Source organism: Sulfurovum sp., assembly GCF_049668085.1.
Lineage (GTDB): Bacteria > Campylobacterota > Campylobacteria > Campylobacterales > Sulfurovaceae > Sulfurovum.
Window position 1 is genome coordinate 55,424 of the sequence record NZ_JBATIY010000116.1, and the last position, 23,543, is coordinate 78,966.

Annotated in this window: 24 protein-coding genes and 1 pseudogene; 12 read left to right on the forward strand and 13 right to left on the reverse strand. The window is 38.1% G+C overall.

From position 1 onward, the window contains the following. The first annotated feature begins 40 nt into the window (after positions 1 to 40). From WBM70_RS07655 to WBM70_RS07705, 11 genes and pseudogenes are all read left to right on the forward strand, one after another. Entirely contained in the window at positions 41 to 1,420 is a 1,380-nt protein-coding gene (locus WBM70_RS07655) for a CmpA/NrtA family ABC transporter substrate-binding protein (protein ID WP_424557912.1), read from the forward strand. 155 nt (positions 1,421 to 1,575) lie between these two features. Next, complete coding sequence (ntrB, locus tag WBM70_RS07660) at positions 1,576 to 2,391, forward strand: nitrate ABC transporter permease (protein WP_424557913.1); 816 nt, start codon at positions 1,576 to 1,578, stop codon at positions 2,389 to 2,391. 1 nt (position 2,392) lies between these two features. After that, positions 2,393 to 3,190, forward strand: a complete 798-nt coding sequence (locus WBM70_RS07665) for an ABC transporter ATP-binding protein (RefSeq protein WP_424557914.1) — start codon at positions 2,393 to 2,395, stop codon at positions 3,188 to 3,190. 205 nt (positions 3,191 to 3,395) lie between these two features. Continuing rightward, positions 3,396 to 4,646 carry a serine hydroxymethyltransferase gene (locus WBM70_RS07670; RefSeq protein WP_424557915.1) on the forward strand — a complete coding sequence of 417 codons (1,251 nt, stop codon included), beginning with the start codon at positions 3,396 to 3,398 and terminating at the stop codon, positions 4,644 to 4,646. Positions 4,647 to 4,658: 12 nt separating this feature from the next. Further along, positions 4,659 to 4,841: pseudogene (locus WBM70_RS07675) on the forward strand (DUF1882 domain-containing protein); the annotation flags it as partial. 27 nt (positions 4,842 to 4,868) lie between these two features. After that, positions 4,869 to 5,153: a hypothetical protein gene (locus WBM70_RS07680; RefSeq protein ID WP_424557916.1), complete on the forward strand. Its 285-nt coding sequence runs from the start codon at positions 4,869 to 4,871 to the stop codon at positions 5,151 to 5,153. A 66-nt stretch (positions 5,154 to 5,219) separates the two neighbouring features. Then, a complete protein-coding gene (locus tag WBM70_RS07685) occupies positions 5,220 to 6,146 on the forward strand; it encodes an SPOR domain-containing protein (protein ID WP_424557917.1) in 927 nt (308 codons plus the stop codon). A 6-nt stretch (positions 6,147 to 6,152) separates the two neighbouring features. Then, positions 6,153 to 7,559 carry an anthranilate synthase component I family protein gene (locus WBM70_RS07690; protein WP_424557918.1) on the forward strand — a complete coding sequence of 469 codons (1,407 nt, stop codon included), beginning with the start codon at positions 6,153 to 6,155 and terminating at the stop codon, positions 7,557 to 7,559. 2 nt (positions 7,560 to 7,561) lie between these two features. Next, on the forward strand, positions 7,562 to 8,359 hold the full coding sequence (locus tag WBM70_RS07695; RefSeq protein ID WP_424557919.1) for a shikimate dehydrogenase: 798 nt from the start codon (positions 7,562 to 7,564) through the stop codon (positions 8,357 to 8,359). A gap of 76 nt (positions 8,360 to 8,435) precedes the next feature. Beyond that, positions 8,436 to 9,089, forward strand: coding sequence for a response regulator transcription factor (locus tag WBM70_RS07700; RefSeq protein ID WP_424557920.1), 654 nt, complete (start codon positions 8,436 to 8,438; stop codon positions 9,087 to 9,089). Beyond that, a complete protein-coding gene (locus tag WBM70_RS07705) occupies positions 9,086 to 10,276 on the forward strand; it encodes an ArsS family sensor histidine kinase (RefSeq protein ID WP_424557921.1) in 1,191 nt (396 codons plus the stop codon). The genes WBM70_RS07700 and WBM70_RS07705 overlap by 4 nt, the downstream gene beginning before the upstream one ends. Before the next feature lie 2 nt (positions 10,277 to 10,278). Here WBM70_RS07705 and WBM70_RS07710 read toward each other — a convergent pair whose 3' ends face one another. The 13 genes from WBM70_RS07710 to WBM70_RS07770 all read right to left on the reverse strand — a co-directional run bounded on the left by WBM70_RS07710 (position 10,279) and on the right by WBM70_RS07770 (position 22,206). Continuing rightward, complete coding sequence (locus WBM70_RS07710; protein WP_424557922.1) at positions 10,279 to 11,625, reverse strand: class II 3-deoxy-7-phosphoheptulonate synthase; 1,347 nt, start codon at positions 11,623 to 11,625, stop codon at positions 10,279 to 10,281. A gap of 292 nt (positions 11,626 to 11,917) precedes the next feature. Further along, positions 11,918 to 12,625 carry a carboxy-S-adenosyl-L-methionine synthase CmoA gene (gene cmoA, locus WBM70_RS07715; RefSeq protein ID WP_424557923.1) on the reverse strand — a complete coding sequence of 236 codons (708 nt, stop codon included), beginning with the start codon at positions 12,623 to 12,625 and terminating at the stop codon, positions 11,918 to 11,920. 24 nt (positions 12,626 to 12,649) lie between these two features. After that, positions 12,650 to 13,420, reverse strand: coding sequence for an alpha/beta hydrolase (locus WBM70_RS07720; RefSeq protein ID WP_424557924.1), 771 nt, complete (start codon positions 13,418 to 13,420; stop codon positions 12,650 to 12,652). Then, positions 13,417 to 14,223 (reverse strand): bifunctional riboflavin kinase/FAD synthetase, encoded by an 807-nt coding sequence (locus WBM70_RS07725; protein WP_424557925.1) that lies wholly within the window; start codon positions 14,221 to 14,223, stop codon positions 13,417 to 13,419. The genes WBM70_RS07720 and WBM70_RS07725 overlap by 4 nt, the downstream gene beginning before the upstream one ends. Before the next feature lie 2 nt (positions 14,224 to 14,225). Beyond that, a complete protein-coding gene (tlyA, locus tag WBM70_RS07730; protein ID WP_424557926.1) occupies positions 14,226 to 14,945 on the reverse strand; it encodes a 23S rRNA (cytidine-2'-O)-methyltransferase TlyA in 720 nt (239 codons plus the stop codon). Positions 14,946 to 14,952: 7 nt separating this feature from the next. Next, positions 14,953 to 15,522: a DUF1287 domain-containing protein gene (locus WBM70_RS07735; protein ID WP_424557927.1), complete on the reverse strand. Its 570-nt coding sequence runs from the start codon at positions 15,520 to 15,522 to the stop codon at positions 14,953 to 14,955. Then, the gene (gene ligA, locus WBM70_RS07740) at positions 15,519 to 17,468 is read right to left on the reverse strand and encodes an NAD-dependent DNA ligase LigA (protein ID WP_424557928.1); all 1,950 of its coding nucleotides are present in this window, start codon (positions 17,466 to 17,468) and stop codon (positions 15,519 to 15,521) included. The genes WBM70_RS07735 and ligA overlap by 4 nt, the downstream gene beginning before the upstream one ends. Next, positions 17,465 to 18,109, reverse strand: coding sequence for a SanA/YdcF family protein (locus WBM70_RS07745; RefSeq protein ID WP_424557929.1), 645 nt, complete (start codon positions 18,107 to 18,109; stop codon positions 17,465 to 17,467). Before WBM70_RS07745 ends, ligA begins: the two co-directional genes overlap by 4 nt. A 7-nt stretch (positions 18,110 to 18,116) precedes the next feature. Next, the gene (folP, locus tag WBM70_RS07750; protein ID WP_424557930.1) at positions 18,117 to 19,256 is read right to left on the reverse strand and encodes a dihydropteroate synthase; all 1,140 of its coding nucleotides are present in this window, start codon (positions 19,254 to 19,256) and stop codon (positions 18,117 to 18,119) included. Between the two features lie 28 nt (positions 19,257 to 19,284). Continuing rightward, complete coding sequence (locus WBM70_RS07755) at positions 19,285 to 19,977, reverse strand: DNA polymerase III subunit delta' (protein WP_424557931.1); 693 nt, start codon at positions 19,975 to 19,977, stop codon at positions 19,285 to 19,287. Then, positions 19,974 to 20,522 carry a HobA family DNA replication regulator gene (locus tag WBM70_RS07760; protein ID WP_424557932.1) on the reverse strand — a complete coding sequence of 183 codons (549 nt, stop codon included), beginning with the start codon at positions 20,520 to 20,522 and terminating at the stop codon, positions 19,974 to 19,976. Before WBM70_RS07760 ends, WBM70_RS07755 begins: the two co-directional genes overlap by 4 nt. A gap of 4 nt (positions 20,523 to 20,526) precedes the next feature. Further along, positions 20,527 to 21,732, reverse strand: a complete 1,206-nt coding sequence (locus WBM70_RS07765; protein ID WP_424557933.1) for an aspartate kinase — start codon at positions 21,730 to 21,732, stop codon at positions 20,527 to 20,529. Continuing rightward, positions 21,733 to 22,206 (reverse strand): RNA pyrophosphohydrolase, encoded by a 474-nt coding sequence (locus WBM70_RS07770; protein WP_424557944.1) that lies wholly within the window; start codon positions 22,204 to 22,206, stop codon positions 21,733 to 21,735. A gap of 244 nt (positions 22,207 to 22,450) precedes the next feature. On the opposite strand from WBM70_RS07770, the gene hemW reads away from it, so the two are divergent. Then, positions 22,451 to 23,506 (forward strand): radical SAM family heme chaperone HemW, encoded by a 1,056-nt coding sequence (hemW, locus tag WBM70_RS07775; protein WP_424557934.1) that lies wholly within the window; start codon positions 22,451 to 22,453, stop codon positions 23,504 to 23,506. The last annotated feature ends 37 nt before the right edge of the window (positions 23,507 to 23,543 follow it).

Below are 23,543 nucleotides of genomic sequence, written 5' to 3' on the forward strand. Positions count from 1 at the left end.
TGACATCAAAGCATTTTAATGTAAATTTAAAGGAGTAAAAATGTTAAAACAGGTTTTAAAAATAGGTTTAGGTCTTTCATTAGTTGCAACTGCAGTACTTGCAGAGCCGGAAAAAAAGAAATTAAAGATAGGCTTCATTGCATTGACTGACTGTGCACCCTTGGTCATAGCAAAAGAGAAAGGTTTTTTTAAAAAATATGGTTTAGATGTACATGTAGTAAAAGAAGGTGGTGGTTGGCCAGGGATCCAACAAAAAGTGATCTCTGGAGAGTATGACTTTTCACATGCTCTAGCGGGTATGCCTATTGCAGCAACACTTGGTATCAATGGAGACGCTCACCTGCAAGCACTCTTAAGTCTTGACTTTAACGGAAACGCGATCACTTATGGAAATAAGATCATTAATGAGATGAAAAAATATGGTTTGGATGCAACTACTAGGCCAGTAAGTGCAGATAGCCTCAAAAAATATATCGATGCTAAACACAAAGCAGAAGGAGACAGCTATAAGCCATTGAATTTTGGTATGGTACACCCTGTTTCAACACATAACTATGAACTTCGTTACTGGATGGCCTCAAGTGGTATCAAACCAGATCAAGATTGTACGATAAAACCTTTCCCTCCACCGACAATGCCTTCAAACCTTATTGCAGGTAACATTGAAGGATACTGTGTTGGTGAACCATGGAATTCAAGAATCGTACTTAAAGGTAAAGGTTCTGCACTTGTAACGAACTACGACATTTGGAACAATAATCCAGAAAAAGTTTTACAGGCAAGAGCTGATTTTGTTGAAAAGTACCCAGAAACCACTAAAGCTGTGATGAAGGCCGTGATCGAAGCGCAAATGTGGCTTGATGCATCTTGGGAAAACAGAGAAGAAGCAATCGGATATTTGGCGAAAAAGAATTATGTAAAAGCACCGAAAGATGTTCTTAGAAAATCTATGAGCGGTACATTCCTTTATACAAAAGGTGTAGACAGTTCCAACCCAATGTTTAATGTATTTGCGAACTATTATGCAGCGTATCCTTATTACTCACACGGTATGTGGTTCATCACACAAATGTATAGATGGGGTCAACTTGACAAACCTGTCAACATGAAAGAGACCATAGAAAAGGTTTACAGACCAGATCTATTTGCGCAAGTAGCAAAAGAAGTGGGGTACACACTACCGCCAAGTCCGTGGAAAAAAGATGGTGTTGATGAATACAATAAATTCATTGATGGAAAAGTTTGGGATCCAAATAAAGCGGTTGAATATATCTATGACTTCCAAGTAACAGACTCAAAAGTGAGTAAAGACGACTTACTTAAAGCAAATGACTGGACAGTAGAAACAATGCAGCCAGAATATGTTTGTCCTTATGGTCCTGCCGGATGTGCTGACCCTAAATATGTCACTAAAAAGTAGCTATACCATTTTCCCATCATTATGATGGGAATGCATTAAAATATTTTGTATTTACAAGTACCTAAAGACGATAATCTCCCTATCATAACTCCACTTGTCTCCTAACGGATTTAGGTACTTGTAAATGCAAACATAACGAAGGAGAACAACATACAATGAACAATGAACTTGCAAAGAAAATCATACTGCCTATCCTGGTTTTTATCGGAATCTTAGGTGTTTGGTCAAGTATAGCAAATAATGTAGAGGATTTTCCTACACCATACGGCACATATATTGCTGCTTTTGGGGGAGTCAATGCTGAAGGTGATGAGATCACCGGTGTATTGACCGATCCATTTTATATTGAAAATGAAGATGACAAAGGTCTTTTCTGGCAGATCTTAAACTCTCTTCAAAGGGTATTTTCCGGATTTGCTTTGGCTATTTTTGTCGGAGTTCCTTTAGGCCTGTTTATAGGTATGAGTAAAAATGCCCAATATGCTTTTGATCCATTTATACAGATCTTCAAGCCTGTATCACCACTGGCATGGTTACCGCTGTTACTTTTTATCTTCCAGGATATTAATCTGACAGCAATTTCAACGATTTTTGTCACCTCAATTTGGCCTATTATTATCAACACAGCGCTTGGTGTAAGAAGCGTCAGTGAAGATTATATGAATGTGGCTAAAGTATTGCGATTTACACCTATAGAGAAAATTAGACAAATTATTTTACCTGTAGCTGTTCCTTTTATCTTCACAGGTATGAGACTTTCACTGGGAATTGCATGGTTGGTTATCGTAGCCGCTGAGATGCTTACTGGTGGTATCGGTATAGGATTCTGGATCTGGGATGAGTATAACAACTTGAACTATTACAACATCATTATCGGTATCATTATCGTTGGATTGGTTGGATTTATCTTAGATCTTATCATGGGAAAAATTTCAGACTATTTTGATTATACAAAAACAGGGAGAGCTTAAAATGGGTAAACAAAAGTTTTTACATTTAGAAAATATTGAAAAAAGGTTTCCCATTCCAGGGAAAGAAGACTACATTGCAGTCACTGGTGTAGATCTAGAGATCAAGAAAAATGAGATCATCTCTATTATCGGACATAGTGGATGTGGTAAATCAACACTTCTCAATATGATCTCTGGTCTTGATAGGCAAACAGAAGGGAATATTTTTCTTAAAGGAAAAGAGATCAAAGGACCCGGAGCAGATAGAGCCGTGGTATTTCAAAACCACTCTTTACTCCCATGGTTGACAGTCTATCAGAACATTGAGATGGCAGTAAAAAAAGTAATGCCAGATCTCAGTAAAATTGAACGTAAAGAAAGAGTAGACATGTTCATTTCCATGGTAAACCTTGATCCTGCAGCAGACAAATTACCGGGTGAAATATCAGGTGGTATGAAGCAGCGTGTAGGTATTGCCAGAGCACTCTCTATCAAACCTGAAGTACTCTTAATGGATGAGCCATTTGGTGCTTTGGACTCTCTAACAAGAGCTAATTTACAAGAACACCTCATGAGAATTCAACAAAAAGTAGAAAATACCGTCATTATCATCACCCATGATGTCGATGAAGCGGTACTTCTCAGTGACAGGGTCATTATGATGACCAATGGACCAGAAGCAACGATCGGTGAAGTACTTGAAGTCAATCTAGAGAGGCCAAGAAATAGAGTTGAGCTCCAACATGACCCAGAATACATCAGATGTCGTGAAGCTATTTTAAGCTTTTTATATGAAAAATTTGCGAAAGAAGATGAATAACTTCTTCCTTCGCATCATGAAATAAAGTAAAGTGAACCCATAGTATATTTTTTACATATTATCTCTTTTCTAGTTCATAAAAAATACCTCCACACAGTATAAACTGCTTCTGCTTTCATCTTTTTCAAAACACTCATATATTTCATAACATTTTTAGAGAAAATTTGTTATAACTACACTAATTTAAACCACACAAGGAAAACCTATGAGTTATGCCATAGAAACATTTGACCCAGAAATTTTTGAAGCCATTGAGAATGAGAGAGAAAGACAAACAGATCACTTAGAGATGATCGCCTCTGAAAACTTTACTATCCCAGCTGTAATGGAAGCGATGGGTTCTGTATTTACAAACAAATATGCTGAGGGTTATCCATATAAAAGATACTATGGTGGATGTGAGTTTGCTGATATAGTAGAACAACTTGCTATCGACAGAGCCTGTGAACTTTTTGACTGTAATTATGCCAATGTTCAACCACACTCAGGATCTCAAGCAAATGGTGCTGTATATGCTGCACTTCTTAAAGCCGGAGATAAGATACTCGGAATGGACTTAAGCCACGGTGGTCACTTGACACATGGTTCTAAGCCAAGTTTCTCTGGAAAAAACTACTCATCTTTTACTTATGGTGTAGAACTCGACGGTCGTATCAACTATGATAGGGTACTTGAGATCGCTAAGATCGTACAGCCTAAGATCATCGTATGTGGTGCTTCTGCTTATGCAAGAGAGATAGACTTTAAAAAGTTTAGAGAGATCGCTGATGAAGTGGGTGCTATCCTTTTTGCAGATATCGCTCATATTGCCGGTTTGGTATGTGCGGGTGAACACCCTAGCCCATTCCCATATGCAGATGTAGTCACAACAACTACACATAAAACCCTTGCTGGACCCCGTGGTGGTATGATCATGACGAATGATGAAGATATTGCTAAAAAGATCAATTCAGCTATCTTCCCCGGACTCCAAGGTGGTCCACTTGTACATGTCATCGCTGCGAAAGCTGTCGGGTTCAAACATAACCTCAGTGATGCGTGGAAAGTATATGCTAAGCAAGTAAAAGCAAATGCTTCTAAACTTGCTGAAGTACTAGTTGCAAGAGGCTATGATGTCGTCTCTGGCGGAACAGACAACCACCTTGTACTTGTTTCATTTCTTGACAAAGATTTTTCTGGTAAAGATGCAGATGCTGCTCTTGGTACAGCAGGTATCACGGTAAACAAAAACACTGTTCCTGGTGAGACAAGAAGCCCATTTGTAACTTCAGGTGTACGTATCGGTTCTCCTGCACTTACAAGCAGAGGGATGAAAGAGAAAGAGTTTGAACTCATTGCAAACAAGATCGCTGATGTACTTGACAATGTCAATGACGCTGCACTACATGCAAGTATTAAAGAAGAGATGAAAATATTGGCGCAAGATTTTGTTATCTATGACAAATCTATCTACTAAAAAGGTCTAACAATAAAAGTTTTTGATCTTGATCTTTTTGATGACCACTATTACATCAAAAGAAATACGATTGTTGAACAAATACAATTTAACAATCGTACCTTTTATGCCAAATTTGAACGTATAAATGAACCGCTTACACCTCTGCTTCTTAAACAGCATCAAAACAGACAATACAGCATTGCCGTACCTTTACTCAAAGATAACCATACCAACTATCTTGTGATAGAGTATAAAGGCGAAGAGTACAAAAGGTTTCAACATCTCATCAAACACTTGTTTAAAAGTATGGATATCTCAGAGTATACTCTCTATCAAGGAAAAGATGTTGAACGTCTACAGGTATTTATAGCAGTAAAACAACTTACGTTAGAAGAGGCAGATACACAGCTTCAAATCCTCTCAAATGCACTCAAAGAAAAAATGACCAAGAATTGGAAGTGTTTACCCTCCATCGCGCTGCCAGAAGCCTATAACATCGTTAGTCTTCCTTACAATAAACTCTAAAATTCACTATAATATATATAAATATGATATAATCAATTCAAAATTATATCTGGAGATCTTTCCCCTATGCATGACCACAATCTTGATGACCTGATTATCGATAATATTGAACCTAAAAATAGTAAAGTAAAAAGTTTTTTAACCATTATCGCATTATTGATCGTTGTATTGATCGTTGCAATTGTACTCACTAAAATTTTACTCAAAACACCAAGTAATAACGATCTCATTTTTGAACAAAATACTGCAGAATTGATCGCGCCAGAATTAAAGCTTCAAGAGACAGCAAAGCCAACAGAAACAAAAAAAGAACCAGTACTTTCAAGCATCGTCGAGAGCAAAGCAAAACCGACAACATTAGAAATGGAGAAACCTGAAATCATTAAGGAACCGGCCGTAATTGTCAAAAAAGAACCAACACTTTCAAATATTATTGAACAAGAGATCAAAGCACCAGTTGTTGAGACAAAAAAACCTGCAATCGTTGAAGAACCTTCATCAGCTATAAAAGAAGCAAAAGATGCAGCCGATAAAGCATACTGGGAATCAGTACAAGAAAAGAGAAAGGCTGAAGAGAAAGCCAAAGAAGAAAAAACAGAAAAGCTTGTGAAAGAAACTGTCCCGGCTATAAAACCTGTTGAACCTAAAAAAGTAGAAATACCTGAGATAAAAAAACCTAAGCCAGTGGTTAAGCCTGTAGAAAAAGTTGTCGTACAAAAACCGGCTCAAATCCCTGTGGCTGCTAAACCAACGCCAAAGAGTGTCTCTACTAAAAAATACTATGTACAAGTAGGCTCTTTTAAAAAACAACCTAGTGCACGTTTTATATCTGTCATTAAGAACAATGGATTTACATATAGAATTATTAGATCCTCTGCTGATGGTACAAAAAAATTACTTATCGGACCTTATGAAGATAGAGCATCAGTCAATCGCGTACTTGGCCAAGTAAAAGATCGTATCAATAAACGTGCGTTTGTCGTAAAAAGGTAACCTAAGATGCATAAAACCATACTATTTGATCAACTTACCCCTGTTGCACTTTATGGAAAGATAAAAGAAATTTTTCCAAATGAAGTCACCATGCTTTTTGAAAGTGTTGTCAATACCAATGATGGCAACTTCTCTTTTATTACCATAGGTGCACAAGAGCGTCTGACTTACAAAGACAAAACAACCAAATATACTGTTCAAAGCGGTGAAACAAAAACATTGGATGAAGACCCGTTCAGTTTCCTAAAAAAATATTATCGATCTGTGGATAAAGCTGCCTATAAAGAAAAAGCTTTAGAAGTTGGCTTCTCTTTTGTAGATGGATTTATAGGCTTTATTGCTTATGATATGGTAAAAGTATTTGAACCTGTACTTGAAGAGAGTATGGATGATCTACTTGATCCACTCAACACACCAGATCTTGACCTTGTACGTCCTAAGATCATCATAGCCTATTCACACAAAAGTGCAAAACTTACAATGATTTTAAATGATGATTCTATGAAAGAGGGCATTACTTCTATTGAAGACATCTTAAACAATACTTGTACTCCTATGCCTCTTAAAGCTGTAAAACTTGAGGGAGAAGGCAGTTTCAGTATAGGTGAAGAACGTTTCAAAGAGCTGGTTGATGAATCTAAAGAAAATATACGTTCCGGAGATATTTTCCAAATACTTTTGGCCAACAGATACACACAAAAAGGAAAGATAGACCCCTTAAGTTTTTATAGAATATTACGTTCTAAAAACCCTTCACCTTATCTTTTCCTTCTTGACTATGAAGATTTTTCTATCTGCGGTTCTTCTCCGGAAGTCATGGTACGTCTTACAGAAGGAGAGATCCTTCTTCGTCCTATCGCTGGTACTCGAAAACGTGGCAAGAACCACCATAGAGACAGAGAGCTGGAACTTGAGATGCTAAATGATCCTAAAGAGTGTGCAGAGCACCTTATGCTTATAGATCTGGGGCGTAATGATGTCGGTCGTGTTGCACAAACAGGTACGGTCAAAGTGACCGATATGATGCGTGTAGAAAAATACTCCCACGTGATGCATATGGTATCCGATGTTGAAGCTATGCTGCAAGAAGACAAAGATATGTTTGACCTCTTTGCTGCTACATTTACAGCAGGTACAATGACTGGTGCACCTAAGATTGAAGCCATGAAACTCATCGCACAGTATGAAGGCTTGAAACGAGGATTCTACTCCGGTTCTGTGGGTTACTTCTCATTTGATGGAAACATGGACTCTGCAATCGCTATACGTACTTCACTCATCAAACCAGACAGCATTACTTTGCAAGCTGGTGCTGGTGTCGTTGCAGACTCCAAACCAGAATTAGAATACTTAGAAGTCAAGAACAAGTTAGGTGCACTGCTCTCTACATTGAAAGAAATGGAGACACTGTAAAGATGAGCAAAGTACTCTTTGCCATCTTTGGAAACCCTGTCTCGCACTCTAAATCCCCACTTATGCATAATCTCTCCTTTCAAGGATTGGATTTTGATGGTTGTTATGCACGTTACTTACTCGAAGATGGAGAAAAACTCAGGGAGACATTCTTCTCACTCAGTCTTAAAGGTATCAATATTACCGTACCGCATAAAGAACATGCCTATAATGCATGTGATGTATTGGACCCATTTGCCAAAAAAGTAGGTGCAGTCAATACTATTGTTGAAAAAGAGGGAAAACTCTATGGATACAATACCGATGCACCTGGTTTTTTAAAAGCTATCTCAGAATTTGAAAATATCAAAACCGTACTTTTTTTAGGTGCTGGAGGTACAGCGAAATCTACTTCAGTCATACTCAAAGAGGAAGGCTATGATGTTACTATCCTCAATCGAAGTGAAAGCAGATTGACCTACTTTAAAGAAAATGGCTTTCAAACCTATACTTTTGATGATTTTAAACCTCGATCTTATGATCTCGTCATCAATATGACATCAGCAGGACTTGAAGATGATTCACTCCCTTGTCCTTCCCAAATACTTGAACAGGTCATACCTACAGCAAAGGCTTGTGTAGATGTCATCTATGGAAAAGAGACACCTTTTTTAAAACTTGCAAAAACATATAAAAAACCAACAAAAGATGGAAGTGATATGCTACTCTACCAAGGTATCATCGCTTTTGAATATTTTACAGAACATACTTATACATTTGAGGAAATCAAAGAACATATGCAACAAGCATTTATACTATAGAGCTACGCTTTCATTTGACTTCAATTAACCTTTAGTCATTAGAATAAACGTATATAGACAACATATGAGGTAAGCCATGATTAATATTTTAATGATTGAGGATGATGCTGAATTTGCGGAATTACTCTCTGAATATCTTGCACAGTATGACATCAAAGTCACCAATTTTGAAGATCCCTACCTAGGACTTAGTGCCGGTGTTAAAAAATATGACTTACTTATACTGGACCTCACTCTTCCTGGTATGGATGGGCTGGAAGTCTGTCAGGAAGTAGTAGAAAAATACGATATCCCTATCATTATCTCTTCTGCACGTTCAGACATTAACGATAAAGTAGAAGGTTTTGCATTGGGTGCAGATGACTACCTCCCTAAACCTTATGATCCTAAAGAGATGTATGCACGTATCACCTCTCTTCTTAGACGTTATTCCAAATCAAATAATAGCGAGATCTCAGTACCACAAAGTGATTTTGAAATTAAAGGGGATACCATCTACTTTAAGGGTGAAGCACTTACTTTGACCCCGGCTGAATTTGAGGTACTCTCCTTGCTGGTAAAACATCAGGGTATTACCCAGTCACGCGAACAGATCATCAACACTTCAGGGACCATGAGCATAGACTCACAAGGAAAAAGTCTGGATGTCATCATCTCCAAAATACGTACAAAAATAGGAGACAACAAACGTATTCAAGCTGTACGCGGTGTTGGATATAAACTCGTATGATCATTACTTCACTACGCAGTAAAATAAGGGTGGTTTTCTCTGTCACTCTACTTTTACTGGGTACATTGTTTGTCTTTTCTATCAAATATGATCATGCGATGATCGAAGAAAGAAACATTGCACAAGAACAGGCAATCACGCACTATCTATACACGTATTATCTAAAACATGGAAAGATCGATGAAGCTTATCTTGATGCACAAAATGTTTCGCTCATTACCGATAAAGGAAGGGTCGTTCAGATAGAACGCTTCTTTAAAGAAAAAGGTAAACTTAAACGTTATGCTGTAGATACTTTCCGATTAAAGCGGATCATTATCATCAATAATGATCGATTTAAACTCATACTTGAAAATAAAAACAAACCGAAATTTCCACTTAAACGTGTGCTTATCTTCTCTACTGTATTTATTCTCATTGTACTCTTATATTTATGGATCATGAAAAGTCTCCTACCACTCTCTACACTTAAAAGCCAAATACAGACCTTTTCAAAAGGTGACTTGGATATAGAATGCAAAAGTGACAAAGAGGATGAGATAGCAGAGGTTGCAAATGAATTTGATCATGCAGTCACCATGATACGCGAGCTTTTACACTCCCGTCAACTCTTTTTACGTGCGATCATGCATGAACTTAAAACACCCATAGCTAAAGGGCGTCTTGTCAGTGAAATGCTTGAAGATGAGAAAAATAAAGCACGTATGCACAGTATTTTTGAAAGACTTAATCTTCTTATAGATGAATTTGCAAAAATTGAAAAGATCACTTCTAAAAACTTTGATCTCACGATCAAACCTTATAAAATGAGTGACCTGCTTGAAGCCAGTGAAGATATGCTTATGATAGAAAATCCAAAACGTCTTATTACAACAGAAATGAAAAAAGACTATAGTAAGGATGTTGACTTTGAGCTATTTACTCTAGTAGTGAAAAACCTACTTGATAACGGCATCAAATACAGTACAGATAAACATATCACAGTGATCATAGATGATGGTAAGTTACATATCATCAATAAAGGGGAAGAGCTCAAAGAGCCATTGGAGAATTATTTCAAACCTTTCCATACCTCTAAAAAAGGGTTAGGCTTGGGACTTTATATTGTTAAAAGTATTTTGGATATTCATCACATGGAGTTACACTACCAACATGAAGATGGAGAAAACATCTTCACGGTAGTATAGAATTATTCAAATTCTTTATCTGTACCTGAAAGCATAAATGCAAGTTCTAATGCCTGAGAAGCATTCAGTCTTGGATCACATTGTGTATGATAACGACTTGCCAGCCCTTCAGCAGTAATCGCACAAGAAGTACTTCCTGTACACTCTGTTACATCATTTCCAGTCATCTCTAAATGGATACCTGCGGCAACCGTTCCCATCTCATTATGGATAGCGATGAATTGCTCTACTTCAGAAAGAATGTTGTCAAAATCTCTGGTTTTGAATCCAGTTGAACTCTTTTCAACATTTCCATGCATAGGATCACACGACCACACAACATTCTTTCCTTCATCTCTTACACGCTTGAGTAGTTTAGGGAAGTACTCTCTGATCTTACTTGCACCCATACGAACGATAAGGTTCAATCTTCCCTCTTCATTGTTAGGATTCAATGCATCGATAAGCTCAATAAGTTCATCCTCTTCCATGCTTGGTCCCACTTTACAACCAATAGGGTTTTGGATTCCTCTAAAGTATTCGATATGTGCTTCTGTAAGATCTCTTGTTCTGTCACCTATCCATAACATATGTGCAGAGCAGTCATACCAGTCACCTGTTTCAGAGTCTTGTCTTGTCAATGCCTCTTCATAGTTTAGAAGCAATGCTTCGTGTGAAGTATAGAGTGTTGTTTGATGTAACTGAGGCATTGTATCACTGTTTAGTCCACACGCTGCCATAAAATTCATAGCATGGTCAATTTTAGTACTTAATTCATCATAACGTTTTCCAAGTGGATTGTCTTTGATAAAATCAAGGTTCCACTGGTGTACTTTGTTAAGATCTGCCAAACCGCCTCTTGAGAATGCACGCAAAAGATTCACTGTAGCTGCAGACTGATTATATGCTTTAATCATATTTTTAGGATTAGGTACTCTCGCCTCTTCAGTAAATTCAATACCGTTAATAATATCTCCACGGTAACTTGGCAAACTTACACCATCGATCTCTTCAAAATCAGAAGATCTCGGTTTTGCAAATTGTCCGGCGATACGGCCTACTTTTACCACTGGCTTACCTGTACCATACATCAAAACCATATTCATTTGAAGCATCAGCTTAAAAAGGTTCTTTATATTTTTCGCATTAAAGTCAGAGAAGCTTTCTGCACAATCTCCACCTTGGAGTAAAAATGCTTCACCTCTTCCTGCTGCAGCCAACTTCTCTTTCAAATTTCTTGCCTCACCAGCAAAAATAAGTGGTGGGTATGAACTTAAATCTTCTTCTACTTTTTTAAGAAGTTCTTGGTCTTGGTATGTTGGTTGTTGCTTTATAGGAAACGCTCTCCAGCTACTTGGTGTCCAACTCATAGTTTATCCTTAGATATTGGGCATAACATTTATTGGCCCAAAAAAATTAATTCATGATTATAGCTTAAAAAATTTGAAAATAATAGTAAAGGAAATGCCTTTAGCAGAAATAGTTTAAAATTTGTTGTCGATTTGTAATAAAAAATGAAAAAATGCATCATTTCTCATACTGAAGTCCTCATATTAAAAAATGAAGTCCGTGATTTAGGGCTTTATGAAAAATGTTACTTTTTGAGTTATTCACATATGTGAAAGAGGAGTGAATAACTCCTCTGTATAATTAAAATAAGTTTTACTTTTTTACAACAAAAGTGACAAAGTTTGCCCATTGAAATACAGTAGAAATATTTTGAAATCCAGCATCTCTACACATCTGTATGTTCTCTTTTATGCTAAAAGGAATGAGTACATTTTCCAAAGCCTCACGCTTCTGTGCTATCTCATATTCGCTGTATCCCTGCTCTTTTTTATACTCATAATAAATATCTATGAGCTCTTTGTCAAGCTTCTTGTCTTCAAAGACCACTTTCTCAGAAAAGATAAAAACTCCATCATAGTTCAATCCATCATAAAGCTTCTTTACAAGCTCTACACGCTGCATAGGCCGGATGAACTGCAAGGTATAGTTTGCAACAATAATATCTTCTTGATCGTAGTCATATGTCAACATGTCTGCCAATTCCAATTCTATATTTGCACCAAATGCCTGACATTTTTGTTCTGCTCTGTCTAACATTGCTTGAGAGTTATCTAAGCCTTTGAGTTTCATGTTGACATCCATCTTACTGTGTAGATCTAGTAAAAACTTTGCTGTAGAAGAGCCAAGATCAAGTACTTTTTTTTCCTCTTCCTGTTCTGAGAGTATCAAAGAGATGACCAGCTTTCGTACCTCATCATAAAAAGGTACAGAACGGGTTAACATATCATCAAAAACAGAAGCCACTGCTTCATCAAATTCAAACTTTTTATCTATGGGTTTATTAAATACTTTATCTTTCATGTCGTCATTTTATCATAAGTTCCATCACTCCTGACCTATAAAATCCTGCATGCTCTTATAGTAACTGCTATCTGAGGAGATATCGATATGCCCTCTATTCTTAATTGTAATGACCTCTAAAAGTGCTGTATCAAATGCATCTATCAGCTGATGCGTACGTTCTTTCTCGATCACAGTGTCATTCTCTGCCATAATAATCAATGTTTTGGCTTTAATATCCTTGACCATGCTGATTGCATTATACTCATCATGAAGCAGGCTTGAGATGGGAAAGAGGGGGTACATTCCCTTTGCAACATTAACGATACTGTCATAGGGCGTAATGAGTGCCAGTTTAGAGACTTCTCTATGTGCTGCAACATACACGGCAATGCCCGAACCTAAGCTTCGACCTCCGATAGAGATACTCTCATACTTGGATCTGATAGCATCATAAAGTTTCAGTGCATCACTGTAAAGTCCTTCTTCGCTAGGGTCACCTGTACTTCTGCCATATCCTCTGTAATCCATGAGATATACAGTGAAGGCAGGAAATTGTCTGGCGATCTCATCACTGCTTCGTGCCATAGATTCTGCATTCCCTCCAAAATAGATTATCGCATCCTGGTTACCCTCATTCAAGACAATGAAATTGATAGACTCACCCTCATTTTGAAGTGTCATCTCTGGATGCTCTGTGGGGAGTATGGGTGTAGGGAAATAGAGTAAAGACCTTTGATTGATATAAAGGAACAATCCACTCCCCACATATCCTAAAAGCAGTAAGATACTTATCTTTCTGAGTATTTGTTTCATGCCAATAGCTTTTTTGCCGTTCCAATATCATATTGAATTTGTGCCTTAAGTCCATCCAAACTGTCGAACTTTTGATTGGTACGCATAAAGTCCACAAATTCCAACATTACCATTCCTTCAACTTCACCGATCTCTTTATCTAAGACATGCGTCTCTACAGCATATGAGTCATCTGTTGTGACACGGCGTCCCAAAAAGCTTACAGAACTATGCCATGTATCATCTATCAGTGTACGTGTCGCATAGACACCCTCCAATGGGAGTTGATACTCTTTTACCTTTAAGTTGATTGTAGGGACCAACTCTTTTTTACCCAGTCCTTGCCCCCGTACCACTTCACCTTCAATACAATATCTTCTTCCCAACAACTTATTTGCCATAGATACTTTACCCTCACGAAGATATACTTTGATCGTACGAGAGTGGATAGGTATCTCTTCATGACTCACTTCATCTATGATCACGATCTCTTTATCACAAATGTTTGCAAGCATTTGTGCATTACCGGATTTACCTTTACCAAAATGGAAATCATACCCTACAACGATCGTTTTAAGTGCAGGAAAATCAGCCTCCAGTCTATGTACAAACTCTTGAGGTGTCAACGATTTGATCTTATCAAAATGGTAAAAACAACATACTTTAGAAGTGAATAATGAACGTTTATATCCTGGTGTCAGATAACCGCCATTTCTTTCGATGATCACCAACGCATCCGATTTGTCTATGAGGGTTCGATGCCCGGTATGTATGCCATCAAATGACCCTATGGCAATACTTTTGATCTCATTACTTAGCTGCAAATCTATTTCTCCATTTTGATAAAATGATAAAGATATTCTTGATTACCCTCTTTACCTTGAACTTGTGAAAGCGCCTGATATTTAAGTGCCCATCCTAATTTTACTGCTTGCGCTTCAAACTCCTCTTTTCGTCTGGCTATAGCATCAAGATCCTGTACAACACCTCTGCTGTCACGCTTTACCTCTTTTCCCACTTCAAACTGTGGTTTATAGAGTATAACAATATCTGTGCCCTCTTGTGAAAGTCTATTGATATCATCAGTGATCTGCAGTACAGAAATGAAAGAGACGTCACAAGTGATCAATTCAAAAGCATCATCACTCTGAAATTCACGTATATCTGTCTCTTCATGCAGTGAGAGTTTTTCATGGTCACGAAGAGAAATATGCAGCTGGTCTTTTCCGACATCGACACAAGAGAGTGTTGCGACATCATTTTCAAGTACGATCTGGGCGAATCCACCTGTACTCGAACCGATATCCAAAGCTCTTTTACCTTTGATCTGCATAGGGTGTTCACTCAAAAAGTTCTCTAACTTTCGGGCTGCACGGCTGACATAGAACTTTTCATCTTCCACATCCACAGAAGAGTTTTCATCTATCTTGGCTGATGCTTTTGTTACTTTTCCGTCTACTTTGACCTTACCCGCCTTTATCGCATCATTTGCACGATTACGGCTTTCAAAGTAACCCTCTTCAACCAAGTATTTATCTAATCTCATTTTTTCTCTACCTCTCAAACACTCTAAAGTGATCTACTATTTTATAACGTCTCAGGACATCTTCCTCTTTAGCTCCAGAGTTAATGTTATGTATGATCAATGGTTCCCCATGAGCATTTCTCTTATCTGAACAGATACCGATATGGTCCAGACTCTTTCCGTTCCTTGCTTTGAGCTTCCAAACCACGATATCTCCAGGCTTGAAGCTGTCATTGACCCTATATCCACGAGAGATAAGGTAGCTCTGAATATTCTTCACCCTTCTATGGTCAATATTTGGATCTAGTTTATCCGTATAGTAGAGTCCTTTGTAACGATTTGGAAACTTCTTTTTATCTTCATAAATACGTTCCTGAAGATCAATATCCATACCTCTAAATGCACGTACCACTACATCAGTACAAACTCCCTTGGAGATCGGGATATCACCCATAGGGTATTTAATATACCTATATTCAGGATTGTAAGTGAGGGTCACACCTACCTGAGCACGTGAGGATTGAATGAAAGTATCAATATTTCCAGAGAAAAGCCAGGTACTCCATACTAAAAACAGGACTATACATTTTAGTTTCACCCTACTAACTCTCTCATCTCATTTTCAGTAAGGGTACTTACACCCAAACTCTCAGCTTTTGTTAACTTAGATCCTGCATCGTCACCATAAATCACAAAATCCGTTTTTTTACTCACCGAACCGCTTACCTTCGCACCAAGTTTTTCAAGCATTTCTTTAATGATACCACGACTAACAGACATACTTCCGGTCAACACTACTGTTTTATCTTTAAATGGGTTTTCTTCCGCTACTATTTTCTCTTCCACAGTAGGCTGTATTTCTTCAAATAGTTTTAAAACAAAATCGTAATTGACACGCATGAATTCCAGTAGGGAGTTTGCCATCTCTTCACCAATACCATCCAAAGCAACCACTTCTTCAAAAGTGACATCTACCACACCCAAGCCAAACTCTAAGGCCAACGACTTACTCGCCACTTCTCCAATATGCTCGATACCCATAGCAGAAATGAGTCTATAAAGCGGTACACCTTTTGTCGCAGCTATGGCGTCAAGAAGGTTTTGTATACGCTTCGCTTTGAAACCTTCCATCCCCTCTAGATCTTCAAATTTCAAATGATAAAGTCCTAAGATATCATCTATTTTGTGTTCTTTAACCAGTATCTCAACGATTTTGGAGCCAAGTCCATCTATGTTCATGCAGCCTTTTTTGGCAAAGTGAATGATAGAGTTGACTACTCTGTCCGGACAGTCCAGGTTTTGACATTTAATAAGCGTACCCTCATCGAGTAGTTCACTTTGACAGGTCGGACATGCGGTTGGTCTTGCTATAGCCAATTCTGATCCATCACGTCTATCATCCAACACTTTAGTGATCTTAGGAATAACATCACCTGAACGGATGAGTATGACGCTGTCACCTACCATCAGACCTTTACGTTCAATCTCATCAAAATTATGCAAGGTAGCACGGCTTATGATGGCACCATCTACTTCTACAGGTTCTACTTCAGCTACAGGGGTAATGACACCCGTTCGTCCAACTTGTAGCGTTATGGCATTGACCTTAGTCACTTTTTCTACTGCAGGAAATTTGTATGCACACATCCACTTTGGTACTTTGACTGTGTATCCAAGGTCCTCTTGCTTACTGACATCATCCACTTTAATGACCATCCCATCCATCATCATAGGTATTTGATTACGTAAAGAGATAAGATCCTGATAAAAGGTTTCTATCTCTTCTATACTGTTGCACTCCTGTGCATGAGGAGGTTCCAGGAAACCTAACTCATAGACAAGATCCATCTTTTGGGAAAGTTTTGTCTGAGTAAGTGTATTTTCACCTAAACCCCAAGGGTAAAAGACCAACCTTCGTTTGGCTGTAACAGAAGAATCCAACTGTCTTAGGCTTCCTGCCGCAGCATTACGTGGATTTGCAAAAACCTGTTCACCTTTTTCAAGTCTCTCTTTGTTTATAATCTCAAAATCATCTTTACGGATGACCACTTCACCACGTATCTCTATTTGTCCCCCATAGTCGATGCTTAACGGTACAGAACGAATGGTACGTACATTATCGGTTACCTCTTCACCCACAACACCATCCCCACGCGTAATAGCACGTACCAACTTACCATTTTCGTACAGCAGGTTCATACTTGCACCATCAAATTTAGGTTCACAGAAGTAGACACATTCACCTACATTCTTGACTGTTCTGTCCAACCACTCCTGAACCTCATCTGTCGTAAATACATCTTCCATACTCCACATACGTTTGATATGCTTTGCCTTGGAAAACTCATCACGCACAACACCACCTACACGTTTTGTAGGAGAGTCTTCTGCCACTTGTGCAGGGTTGGCTCTTTCATGGTCTAACACTTCATGGTAAAGTTTGTCATACTCTTCATCCGTGGCTATTGGATTATCTTCAACATAATAAGCCTGTGCCCATTTTTTGAGGATATTGATTTTTTCTTGGTATTGTTCGTTTGTCATTTTTTATAGATTACTTTCTCTTTTTTTCCATCAAACTTCGGCATGGTATGCAGGATATACACATCTAAAAAGGCTTTTGCTCTGGCTAAATATTCTCTTGCTTTCATTCTATAGGCTGCAGCTGTACCTGGGATATCTTTTGCCATAAAACCTATGACCTTTTGTCCTTTGGCTTTGGCTATGAACAACGCTCTCTCAAGATGAAATTTCTGTGAAACAATTATATAGTCTTTTAGGTCAAAAATCGCTTCAGCCCTCACCAGTGAATCCAGGGTTCTTACTCCTAAAGGGTCAAGGGTAATATATTGACTTGGAATCCCTGCTTTTATAAGATCTTTTTGCATCTTTCCTGTCTCATTATAATACTTTGTACTATGATCTCCGGATACAACAATGGCTTTCACTTTACCCGATTTAAAAAGTTTTACTGCAGCACGAATACGATAGGTATAAAAATAATTTTGACCACCACCGATCATATATTTAGCTGTACCCAACACCAAAGCAGCTTGTTTTGCCGGGACTTTGCTGATATCCTGATACATATCAGCTTTTGCCTGTTTTGAAATGTATACATTTATGACCAAAAGCCCTATGATGATGAACAGCACGATCAAAAAGATCCATTTTACGATGCGCATCAAAACCTTACAGTAACGCTTTCAAAATGCTTAGAGCCTGTTGATGTTCAGCCACATCATGACAACGTACGATCGAAGCCCCGTTTTCAACTGCTTTCAAATGGATAGCTAAAGTTCCAGGTAAGCGTTCTTCCGTTGTACTAGCAATGATCTTATCTATCATTGATTTTCGACTTGCACCTACTAATACTTCACAGCCAAATACTTTAAAATGTGCCATGTTTTTGATCAGCGTGATATTGTGTTCCAACGTTTTACCAAAACCTATGCCTACATCTAAAATGATATTTTCTCTGCTTAACCCCAATGCTTCACATTTACTGATGCGCTCTTCAAAGAAGTCGCTGACCTCAACCATCACATCATCATAGCTTGGGTCTTTCTGCATGGTTTGTGGTGTGCCTTGCATATGCATGATACAGAGTTTAGCGTCGTGTTTCACTGCAAGTTTGATAATAGCCTTATCACTTGCACCTGTAATATCATTGATGAGACTAAATCTGCTGTTAAGTGCATACTCTATGACGTCCGGCGTGTAGCTGTCTACAGAGAAAACAGCTTTTTCATACAATTTTTCAGACTTAATAATGTCACATATAGGCTTGATACGTGCCAACTCTTCTTCTGCACTCACTGCATCCGCACCCGGACGGGATGACACAGCTCCTATATCAATAATACTTGCACCACTCTCTATCATGTTCTGGATCTGCGTAATGGCATCTTCCGCCTTAAATCTGCTTCCGGCAAAAAAACTGTCATCATTGGCATTGATCACACCCATGATCTGAGTAGGATAGGTTTTGACAGAAAGAAATTTCTTAAGCTCTGCAGCAACTGTTTTAAGTCCAAAAGGTTGTGCCAACTCTTTCTTGGAGAGGAGTTCCATATGTTTTCTAGTCCCTATAAGAATACAGTCATAGGTAGGTTTTTCACAAAGGATGACACCGCTAGGTACGGCAAGTTCTGCACCAATGCTCAAGGCATCTTGTTTAAGTATGTTGGCTGCAGGTGTTTTAAGATCTTTCATAAAAAAGTAGAGCAACTCCATCTTCTTTGCCATAATACCAACACCACCACTCTCTACGTTTAGTGCTTTAAGCGCTGCTTTTTTATCTGAAATATGTCCAAGTTGATATAGTTTCATAGCACTTCCTATAGGTTAATCGTATATTTTACCGTTTTTTTCGAGCCAGTAGTTTCAAAAGTAAAGTATTCAGTACAAACTGAGGCGGTGAGCCCACATCTAGTGCGATAAAAGCATTTGAAAAGAGTGTCAATGTCTTTTCATCCAAATCATAACTTTGTGAATGTATTGCCTCTTTACTGATACGTTCGATCAGCAGTTTCATCGCTTTGGCATCGGTACGTTTATGGGTCTGTACAAAATCATATACTGTAGCTAAAGAGAGTTGTTTTAGATCCAGTCCAAGATCTACCTCTTCCACTTTTTCTGATAAGATGGTGACAGGAAGGCGTGATTTGATAGTTGGTAAAATTGCAGATTTACTCTCTGAGATAAGAATAAACACTTTATTTTCGGGAGGCTCTTCTATAATCTTCAGAAGTTTGTTTTGTACAAATATAGAAAATTGTGTTGCCGCTAGAATAATAATGTTTTGCTCTTCACTTGCCAAATAGGCTTTTTCAATAACCAATTGAGCATCTTTTACTGAAAATATCTCTTTTTCTGTAGGAATGCGATGCACCTTATATTGACTGGACTCATTTTCTTTACCCGTACTCATTTTCTCCGCTATACTGGGTGAAACTATTTCTATGATGGATTCATGAATACGGAGTTTTTCAAGCTCTAAAATCGTATTTTCAATCTGTGCAGTGATAATAACCTGACTGACTAGTCTCATGATTCTAAGTCTAAGTCCCCGAATAATGCCGCGGAGAGTGTGTTGTCAAAAAGCTTAAAAAGCTGTAGGAGTTTAATATCCAATAAAGTATCTGAACTGCGGAATGCAAAACTGTCTTGTACCTCTTCATCCATTACCCATAAAAAACTATTTTCATTTCTGTACACAAGTTTTGTAAAAGGATGATCACCTTTACCGATATACCAAATATAATATCCGTTAGGATAAGAGATATCCAACATATCTTCCAGAAGTTGTAGGTCTTGTGACGACTTCATCATTTGAAGCTGGGGGAAACAACTTGAGAGGCAGTAGAAAGGCAACAGTGGCCTATTTTTTTTCAGATCATTGACATTCTTTAAAATATATTTACCAAACCACTCATATGTTTCATCGGTAATAATAAGCGCAGTCTTCCCTTCAATACTTTGGCTAACAGCACTCTTTACCAAAGGTGCCCACTCATAACGGTACTCTTCCATCCATGAAAAAGAGGACTCTTCCTCACGTATGGTCTGTAGTGTCCATTTTAAGAGCTGCTGCATTATTCTACTTGTCTAACTCAAATGCTTCATGAAGTGCACGGATAGCAAGCTCACCATACTTCTCATCTATCACCATAGAGACCTTGATCTCAGAGGTAGATATAATCTGTATATTAATGTTACTCTCTGCAAGCACAGTAAAAGCTTTAGCTGCAACACCAGAGTGTGACTTCATCCCTACACCTACTACAGATACTTTACATACATGCTCATCAAAATCCATTCCTTGGATATCATGATCAAAACTTTCCATCAACTTTTTGGCATTTTCATGTTCACTTTGAGGTACGGTAAACCCAAGGTTCGTTGAACCGTCTGTACCCATATTCTGAATGATCATATCTACATTGATATTCGCTTCTGCCAACATTGTAAAAATCTCTGCTGCGATCCCTGGTCTATCCGAAACACCTCTAAGTGTTACCCTTGCTTGGTTTTTGTCAAGGACAACACCACTTACTAATACTTCTTCCATACTGTTGCTCTCCTTTGTGATAAGCGTACCTTCATTGTCGCTAAAACTGCTTTTAGCGTACAGTTTTACATTAAGTTTTTTTGCCAATTCTACTGAACGGTTTTGTAATACCTTAGCTCCCAATGATGAAAGTTCCAACATCTCATCATAAGAGATAGTTTCAAGCTTCTTTGCATTAGGTTCAATGCGTGGGTCTGTCGTATAAATACCATCTACATCCGAATAAATCTCACACTGGTCTGCCTCTAGTGCTCCTGCCAATGCAACAGCAGAGAGGTCTGAACCGCCGCGTCCAAGTGTTGTGACTGAACCATGTTTATTGATGCCCTGGAAACCTGCTACGATAACGATCTTACCCTCATCTATAGCATTATGCATTGCAGTAGGATCTATGGTTTCTATACGTGCATAGGTATGTGAATCATCTGTGACAATACCTGCTTGACGTCCTGTCATTGCTACTGCATCATAGCCTTTTGATTGCAAAGCGATAGAAAGTAGTGCTGCAGTCACACGTTCACCAGAACTAAGCAGCATATCCATCTCTTTTTTTGCAGGGTTTTTGTCAAAATGTTCTGCGTAGCCTATGAGTTTATTGGTTTCACCACTCATTGCAGAAACAACCACGACAATATCATGCCCTTCATCTCTTGCCTTTGCTACACGATTGGCCACATTTTCGATACGATCCAATCCCCCAACACTTGTACCACCGTATTTATGTACAACTAACATCTATATTAAACCTTCTTCTATAAAATAGTCGATCACTCTACGATACACTTTACGTTTAAAGTAGGTCACCTTTTTAAATAAATCTTCATACTCTACAAACTCATACTCTTCAAACTCAGGTATATCATACGCTTGTAAATTTATTACCGCGGTCTCTTTGAGACGAACTAAAAAATATTTCTGTGTTTGCCCGTCAAAAGGGTATGTTTTCCCACGCGATTTTTTTGGAAAGTCATAAGAGATCCATTCAGGAAACTCTCCTAACACCTCTACATGATCGCAACCTATCTCTTCCAGTAATTCCCTTCTTAAAGCATCCCTAGGTGTTTCACCTTCATCGATACCCCCTTGAGGGAATTGCCACGCATTTCTGATATCACTTCGATGTGCAACAAAAAATTCACACTTATCTGGATATTTGGAAGAGAGTATCACAGCTGCAACATTTGGCCTATAGCTCTTTTTCTTTTGCATACTTTTACTCATTTCACTGCTTATTGAATAGGAAGTCATAAGATGAATTCTTATGTCGTTTCAACACTATGCCTTTCATAAAAAACAGGCTTCAGAGACAGGTCTCTTTTGATAATCAGTGTCAAACAGTATTTTTACTCTAAATCTATTAAAGTTTATCTATACATTCCTAATTTTCTGATATTATTCTATCTAAAATGCGGTTACAAACATTTGAAAAATATTCAAAAAGAGAGAAAACTATTTGCTAATTTATCTTCATGTTCCCTACTGTGATTCCAAGTGTCACTACTGCAGCTTTAACACTTATGTCGATAAATTTGAGACGCAATCTCAATATATGGAAGCACTCTATCAACAACTCTCTTTCGAATTGGGCCGATTTGATGTAAAACCGAAAAGTGTAGAAACACTTTTTATTGGCGGAGGCACACCCTCTACAGTCAGTCCTGAAATCTATGCGCCTATTTTTGAACTTCTGTATCCTTATCTAAAAGAGAATGCTGAGATCACAACTGAAGCAAACCCAAATTCTGCAACACAAGAGTGGCTGGAAGGCATGAAAGACCTTGGTGTCAATCGTGTCAGTTTTGGGGTACAGAGTTTTAACGCACAAAAATTGAAAGACTTGAACCGGGCACATAATCCACAACAAGCAAAAGATGCCATACATCATGCCAAAACACTTGGATTTGAGCATCTTTCTTTAGACTTGATCTATAACTACCAAGGTGACAGTAGAACATTGCTTCTACACGATATAGAAGAAGCCTTTTCACTACCTATCGACCATATATCTGCATATGAACTCACCATAGAAGACGGTACAAAATTTTCAAGTACACCTGAGGTAAGACAAGAAAATGAAGATCTTGCATTCTTTGTCACAGACGAAATAGAAAAACGGGGATTCAAGGCCTATGAGATCTCAAATTTCGGTACCTACCAAAGCAGACACAATAAAGGTTACTGGGAACTTAAAAACTACATAGGTGCTGGAGCAGGTGCAGTGGGATTCTTGAACGATAGACGTTATTATCCACAAACAGATATTGAATCTTATGTGGCAAATCCGCTCAACATTACAGAAGAACCATTATCAGCGGATGAATTACTGACAGAAAAGATCTTTTTGGGTTTACGCAGTACTGTAGGGGTCCAAAAATCCCTTCTATCACAGAAGATGATACAAAAAGCAAATAACCTTTGTGAAAAAAAGAAACTTCAATGCAATGATACACATTACTATAATGATAATTTCTTCTTGAGTGATGAACTCGCGCTCTACATTTTAGGATAATTTGATAAAATACAACAATTAAACTACAAGGCATACT